Consider the following 7,305-nt stretch of genomic DNA (forward strand, 5'->3'; position numbering starts at 1 on the left):
GCGACCGCCTGCGCCTGCGCCTGCCCTGCTTCTGGCTGCGCGGTGGCGTGCTCACCCTGCCGGCCTTTGGCGCCTTCACCGGCGGGTGGGACGTGGCCCGCCACACCCCACCCGGTGGCGACCCTGGCCTCTGCTTTGTGGTGGCCGACCGCGTGATGGCGCCCATCGCCCCCACCCTGTCCACCGCGTCCACCGTGCGATCCGCACCCCGCGGCCGCTGAACCCACACAGCCTGCGCTGCGTCAAGGCGCGGTGGTGGCCCCGCTCCTACGATCAGGTTGAACCAGATCCCAGCCCGTTGGCAAAAGGAGCGCACACCATGGCCACCACCACCTTCTTCATACCCAGCGTCAACCTCATGGGGGCAGGCTGCCTGCAAGACGCCGTGCAACAGATCGCCGCCCACGGCTGGCGCAAGGCCCTGGTCGTGACCGACGCCCCCCTGGTCAAAACCGGCCTCGTGGGCCGTGTCACCGAACTGCTGGGCGCCGCGGGCGTCACCTCCGTCGTGTTCGACCACGTGAAGCCCAACCCCAACGTCGCCAACGTGGAAGACGGCCTGCGCCTGCTGCAATCGGCCGGCTGCGACTGCGTCATCTCACTGGGCGGGGGCTCGCCGCACGACTGCGCCAAAGGCATCGCCCTGGTCGCCACCAACGGCGGGCGCATCACCGATTACGAAGGCCTGGACAAATCCGCCAAGCCCCAGCTGCCCCTGGTCGCCATCAACACCACGGCCGGCACCGCCAGCGAGATGACCCGCTTCTGCATCATCACCGACGACACCCGCCACGTGAAGATGGCCATCGTCGACAAGCACACCACCCCCGTGCTCTCGGTCAACGACCCCGACCTCATGGTCGGCATGCCCGCCTCGCTCACCGCCGCCACCGGCATGGACGCCCTGACCCACGCCATCGAGGCCTATGTCTCGACCGCGGCCAACCCCATCACCGACGCCTGCGCGCTGCAGGCCATCCGCCTCATCCAGCAGCACCTGCGCCAGGCCGTGCACCATGGTGACGACGTGGCCGCCCGCGAGCAGATGGCCTACGCGCAGTTCCTGGCCGGCATGGCCTTCAATAACGCCTCGCTGGGCTTTGTGCACGCCATGGCCCACCAGCTCGGCGGCTTCTACGACCTGCCCCACGGCGTGTGCAACGCCATCCTGCTGCCGCACGTGCAGGCCTTCAACGCCGCCCACTCGCCCACCGCCGCCAAGCGCCTGGGCGAGGTGGCCGAGGCCATGGGCATGAACGTGGAAGGCATGCTGCCCCGCGTGGCCGCCGAGCAGGCGCTGCAGGCCATCCGCACCCTCTCGCACGATGTGGGCATCCCCGCGGGCACGGCCCAGCTGGGCGCCAGCCCCGACGACATCCCCAAGCTGGCCGCCAACGCCCTGAAAGACGCCTGCGGCCTGACCAACCCCGTGCAGCCGAGCTTGCAGCAGGTGTGTGAGGTGTACAGGGCGGCGATGTGAAAGCGGCCTAAACTGGCTCCCCCAAGAGGTTCCAGGAGAGGGAAGCAGTGGCGGTTGTGATCCCGGCGTTGAGCACTTGTGTGGCGCGCATGACTTCAGGCGAGCGGCGTTTGGCCGAGCGCCTGGAGCAAAAGCTCGAAGAGGACTACCTGATCTGGTACGACGTGCCAGTGGGACCCAAACAGACCCAGCCTGATTTTGTGGTGTTACACCCCAGGCGTGGCATCTTGGTCTTGGAGACCAAGGATTGGAAACTCGACACCCTTCACAAGGCCACTCGCCAGTATTGGGAGATCCTGGTCGACGGTCAGATCAAGGTGGTCAAGAATCCCTTGGCCCAAGCGCGACACGGCGCCATCGATGTGGTGAATGCTTTGGAGCGCGATCCTCAACTGATCCAGCAAAGTGGTCTTCACGCAGGCAAGCTCGCCTTTCCTTGGGGGCATGGTGTGGTGTTCACCCGCATCACGCGCAAGCAGTTTGAGAACGCTGGCTTGGATCAGGCCATTGAGCCGCATCTGGTGATCTGCCAGGACGAGATGCTGGAGTCCGAAGATCCCGAGGCTTTCCAGCAACGTCTCTGGGAGATGTTCGCCCACGCTTTTGGTGGTGCTATGTCTTTGCCGCAGCTGGACCGTGTGCGCTGGAACCTCTTCCCCGAAGTGCGGGTGCAGACTCAAGGTGCACTCTTCGATGACAGTGACGCGGATGCCGATCTGCCCGACGTCATGAAGGTCATGGATCTTCAGCAAGAGCAACTGGCGCGCAGCTTGGGCGATGGGCACCGGGTGATCCACGGTGTTGCCGGTTCAGGCAAGACCATGATCCTGGGCTATCGAGCTGAATACTTGGCGAAAGCGCAGACAGCCAGCAGCAAACCCATCTTGGTCCTGTGTTTCAACGAGCCGTTGGGGGTGAAGCTGCACAGCGTGTTCAACGCCAAAGGCATGGCCGACCGGGTCCATGCCCGCCATTTTCACAAGTGGTGCTACGACCAGCTCAAGGCTTATGGGCAGAACCTGCCTCCACAGGGACGGAACTTTGCGGACCAGCTGGTGGACAACGTGATCCGCGCCGTCGACCGTAAGCAAATCCCATCCGGGCAGTACCAAGCCATCCTCATTGACGAAGGCCATGATTTCAAACCCGAGTGGTTGAAACTGGTCACGCAGATGGTGGACCCCAGCACCAACAGCCTCTTGCTGCTCTATGACGATGCACAGAGCATCTACGAGCGCAGCCGTTCACGGCAGTTCAGTTTCAAGAGCGTGGGCATCCAGGCGCAGGGTCGCACGACCATCCTCAAGATCAACTACCGCAACACCAAGCAGATCCTTCAGACCGCGAACCTGATCGCGGCAGATTTGCTGTCACCGGAAGACCGCGACGAAGACGGCATTCCGCTGGTCAAGCCCATCGGTTGTGGCCGCGAGGGCCAAGATCCGATCATCGTCAGGCTGCCCAGCCTGCGTGAGGAAGCCGATCGCATTGCCGAACTGCTGAAGGCACAGCACGAAAGTGGCGGGAATGCCTGGAGTGACATGGCGGTGCTGTGTCGCGATTACGAAGTGATGGACGCGTGTGCACAGGCCTTGCAGCGCATGAAGCTGCCCCATCAAGTGCGCAAGCGCACCGGCGAGTTCCACCCTTCGCGTGAAGCCATCAAGGTGATGACCATGAAGGTCAGCAAGGGGTTGGAATTCCCGGTGGTCGCCATCCCTGGTTTGGGCCAGATGCCAGTGAAGGGCGAGGATGAAAAAGAAGAGGCACGCCTCTTTTACGTGGCGGCCACTCGGGCCACGGACAAGCTGATCGTCACAGTCAGTGGGCAGGGAGTCTTTGGTGAACGGGTGTGTGCCTCAGCCTAGTTTGAACACGACCCGCATCGGCTCACTGCCTTCGTGCCGAACGTACTGAACGGGCCCTTGGTAAACGAACGGTGCTGCCTTGCCCTTGACCAGCTTGCTGTCACGCACGAACAGATGGATGGACCAGCCATCGCGTTGATGGTGGATCAGCCCAAGCCCCTTGCTGCTGTCGGGGGCGGTGCTGTTTTGGCTTTCCCAATGGAAGGTTTGCTCGTCAATCCAGTGATCGGTGTAGCGGTGTTCTGCTGACTTGCCTTGCTTGTTCAAGGTGACCAAGAGCACATGTGCCTTCTGGGGGCGCAGGATGATGTGTCCGGCGTTCCAGCTGCCCACATTGAATGTGACACCGAACAACCCTGGGATCTCCTCTCGCATGAACGATTGGCCTTGCGCCAAGTCCAGCGGGCTCAAGATGCTCTTGAGCCGAGCCAGTGTGCGCATGTCGTCCGTGGCTTCCAGGTCGGCGTAATCAGGGTTATTGGCGCGAAGCACGTAAGCACCGGAGGGCGACTTCAGCACCACGCGCAGCAGGTATTGGTTGTCACCGGATTCATCTTGGCGCTCGATCGCCATCACCGAGCCTGTGATCGAGCCTGCGTTGCTTGGTGACAGGCGCTCTAGCAGCAAGTAGTCCCCATCTTGGATGGGTGTCTTGCCCCCGTTCATCGAGTTGCCAGATGCCTTGGCTATGAAGTGCCGTTGTGGATCGAGCTTGCCGTGACCACCTCCCAGGGTTCGGAACTCTTCTGCGTCGGCTCGGCCAGTTTTGAAGTGTCCGCAAGCGATCTTGATGTTGGGAAAGAAAGGCAACTCAGTGCCGTGGGCCGCGGGTCGCGTGAATGGCACGACGTTGTTTCCCGGGTTGGAGGCCTGCCTGTGTTCGTAGGCTGCAAACCGGTAGTCGACCAACTCCTGGATCAAGCCAGACCAGCACTCGATGCGCTCAGCAGGGATTTGGACCAGTGGGGTGAAGCGACCTTCCCTCAGCGTGAAGAAGCTGGTTTCGCCAGCAGCTTTGTTTTCGCCAATCCAGGCCTTGACTGGGTTGCCACGCCAATACCTTCCCCACTCTTCTCCTTGGGATGTCTGTTGAGGTGGGAACTGTTCCGGCAGGTCGCCCAGGAGGGCCCGCCGCCTCTGCATCACCAGCCATGACTGCTCTGCCAAGACCGGCAACAGCGGCGGGTGTTGCCAGCCATCGAGTTCTTGAAATGCCTCTGCCAAGACCATCTTGAAACTCTTGGTCATGAGCGTGTTTTCGAACTCTTTCAGTACGGGCAGGTGCTGGGCCAGCAGAGAGGCTTCGTCGGTGCTCAGTTCACCAAAGTCTTTCAGCATTTCAAACCAGCTTCCGTACTGACGACGCATCTCCAACATCGAGATGCCTGCGCGGTAAGCCTCGGCCATGGTGGGTCGATGCCCCAAAGATTGCTTGAGGGCTTCGTATTCGTTCTGGACGCCTGGGCGTTCCAATGACTTCAAGAAGTCCAGCAGCCTGAGGTCGAAGTTGATGTAGCAGCCCTCGGGCAAGCGCAGCCTGTTTTGTTCGGCATCCCGGGCGAACTGCGCAAGCTGTTTCAGGCTGCTGCCGGTTTCACACAAGGCCTGCGGCTTGTGCAGGAAGCTCTGGTGGTTGCCGATGAAGTCCAGCACCACCAGTTTGGTTTTGCCTTCGGCTTTGCGCAAACCTCGACCCAGTTGCTGCAGGAACAGGATCTTGGATTCGGTGGGGCGCAGCAGCATCACGGTGTCGATCAACGGCAGGTCCATGCCTTCGTTGAACAAGTCGACCGAGAAGAGAACCTGGAGGGTGCCGTCGGAGAGCTGTTCCAGGGCTTCTGCCCGACCCAAGGGCGAGCCACCGTACACCGCATCGGCCGCGATGCCGACTTTGCGGAACTGTTCGGCCATGAACTCCGCGTGTTTGATTGACACGCAAAAAGCCAGGGTGCGCTGCTGCTTGAGCCTTTGCCATTCGCGCAGCGCGTGCCGCGCACGTCCCAAGGTTGCCAGCTTGTTGGACAGCTCATCGGGATCGAAGCGTCCATTGCGCCAGGGGATCTCCTGGTAGTTCACCGACTCGTCGAAGATGCCGTAATAGTGGAAAGGCGTGAGCAGTTTGGCGTCGATGCCCTGGAACAGCCCGCATGTGAAGACCAAGTTGTCGTCGCAGAGAGAGAGGATGTCGGATTGGTCTGAGCGGTCGGGCGTTGCCGTGAGGCCGAGCAAGAACTGAGGCTTGAAGTGGGCCAGCAACCTGCGGTAAGTGGGGGCCGCGGCATGGTGAAACTCATCGACCACGATGTAGTCGAAGTGATCAGGCTTGAAGCGGCTGAGGTGATCCTCCTTGCCCAAGGTTTGGACAGACGCGCAAAGGATGTCGGTGTCCACATCGCGTTGCTGGCCCATGTAATAGCCCACGCGGCTGCCAGGACGAATCCTCAGGAAGGTCGCAGCGGCCTGATCCAAGATCTCTTCGCGGTGCGCGACGAACAGCACCTTGCGAGCACCCATGGCTTGCGTGTCAAACGCTGCCAGCCATGTTTTGCCCAAGCCGGTGGCCAATACGACCAGACCTCGGCGGTAGTTGTTGGCTCGCGTTTCATCCAGGGCTTGCAGCGCTTGCTTCTGGATGCTGCTGGGGCTGGGCGGAGGTTCTTGCTCTACGGTTCCCGGTGCGACAGGGCGGCGCATGACAAGCCGGCGCTCGTCGTAGGCATCGATCCATTCGTTGGTCAACGACACCGTGTGAGGGTGGGCGAACAGCTCGTCGAAGCGAGCACGTGCTTCTAGGAAGCCAGGATCACCCGGGTACTCGATGCGGTAATTCCACTCCAGCCCTGTGCGCAAGGCCTGTTTGCTGATGTTGCTGGACCCAATGAAGGCCGTGCCCGTGAGGCCCTGGCTGGGGTGCTCGCAGGCGAATATGTAGGCCTTCATGTGAAAGCTGTTTTGCCGAGCCTCGTACACCCGGACGTCAGCGCCTTGTTCCTTCAGGAGCATCAACAGCCGGCAGGCTTCAACGTCGGTGACATCCAGGTAGTCGCCAGTCAGCACGCGCAGCCGTGCAGCCTTTCGGCCGCTGTCTGGGTGTGGCCTCAGTGCACTGTGCAAATCGGGCATCAGCAGGGTCATGCCTGAGGCCATGATGAAAGAGACGCAGATGTCGATCTGATCGGCCTTGCTGATTTCGTGGACCAGCTTGGGCAAGAAGGCATCGCTGCCGCCTGTGATGAGCTTGCGTGGGTTGGGCGCAGACTTTTTGAACAGGCCATTGACCCACTGCTCACAGCGATCGGGGCGGCGGTCTTCGGTGAGCCAAATGTCGGTGTGGGTGACGTCGCCGAGCGCCTGGGTCCAGTCTCGCAATTGCGCTTCGCTGACGTCTGTGAAATGCCGTTCCCCTTGGACACGTTCCCCTTGACCGAGCTTGAAACTGACGTAGAGCACGCCGTTGGGCTTCAAGGCCGACCAGAGTTGACCCAGTGCGGCGGGAACCTCCGCCTGCGGCACATGCAACAAGCTCGCACATGCCCACACCCCGTCGTACACGGCGTGCGCGTCCAGTTCGAGGAAGGTGTGCACCGCCACCGTTTGCCCCAGGTGCTCGGAAGCCAGTCGGGCCAGTTCTGCCGAGGCGTCGAAGGCATCGACCTCGTGGCCTCGGTCTTTGAAGGCCTTGGCGTCGCGGCCCGAGCCGCAGCCCGCGTCCAGGATCCGCCCGCCCGCGGGCACGTGTGCCAGGAACTTCGCGTGCAAGGGGCCCATGTCCACGTCGACGGTCGATTGGAAGAACGTGGTGGCGTGCTGGTTGTAGTAGCGGGTGGTGTGCGTCATGGGCCTGCGTCGGTGTCCGGCCCATTCTAGGGAGGGCGGGCGATGTCACGACGCCACCCTGCCATCCCGCCCCTTCGGCCATTTGGCCGGGGCCTTGCCCCAGCGCGGCCCGTCTTCCGA

The 7,305-nt window shown here is 62.0% G+C and carries 3 protein-coding genes and 1 pseudogene; 3 read left to right on the plus strand and 1 reads right to left on the minus strand.

All coding sequences use genetic code 11. The annotated features are described in order from the left end of the window. From QZ994_RS17515 to QZ994_RS17525, 3 genes and pseudogenes are all read left to right on the plus strand, one after another. A pseudogene (locus tag QZ994_RS17515) lies at positions 1–221 on the plus strand (hypothetical protein); the annotation flags it as partial. A 98-nt stretch (positions 222–319) separates the two neighbouring features. Further along, positions 320–1,480 carry an L-threonine dehydrogenase gene (gene yiaY, locus QZ994_RS17520; RefSeq protein ID WP_290874692.1) on the plus strand — a complete coding sequence of 387 codons (1,161 nt, stop codon included), beginning with the start codon at positions 320–322 and terminating at the stop codon, positions 1,478–1,480. A gap of 47 nt (positions 1,481–1,527) precedes the next feature. Then, positions 1,528–3,348 carry a 3'-5' exonuclease gene (locus tag QZ994_RS17525; RefSeq protein ID WP_290874696.1) on the plus strand — a complete coding sequence of 607 codons (1,821 nt, stop codon included), beginning with the start codon at positions 1,528–1,530 and terminating at the stop codon, positions 3,346–3,348. On the opposite strand, the gene QZ994_RS17530 is transcribed toward QZ994_RS17525, so the two are convergent. After that, positions 3,340–7,185 (minus strand): DUF3427 domain-containing protein, encoded by a 3,846-nt coding sequence (locus QZ994_RS17530; protein WP_290874699.1) that lies wholly within the window; start codon positions 7,183–7,185, stop codon positions 3,340–3,342. The two genes, QZ994_RS17525 and QZ994_RS17530, sit on opposite strands and share 9 nt — an antisense overlap. Positions 7,186–7,305: the final 120 nt, after the last annotated feature.

The organism is Aquabacterium sp. (genome assembly GCF_021768455.1).
GTDB lineage: Bacteria > Pseudomonadota > Gammaproteobacteria > Burkholderiales > Burkholderiaceae_C > Aquabacterium.

Coding starts and splice junctions, on each gene's coding strand:
- yiaY (WP_290874692.1), top strand. CDS start 320: ATGGCCACCACCACCTTCTTCATACCCAGCGTCAACCTCATGGGGGCA.
- QZ994_RS17530 (WP_290874699.1), bottom strand. CDS start 7,185: ATGACGCACACCACCCGCTACTACAACCAGCACGCCACCACGTTCTTC.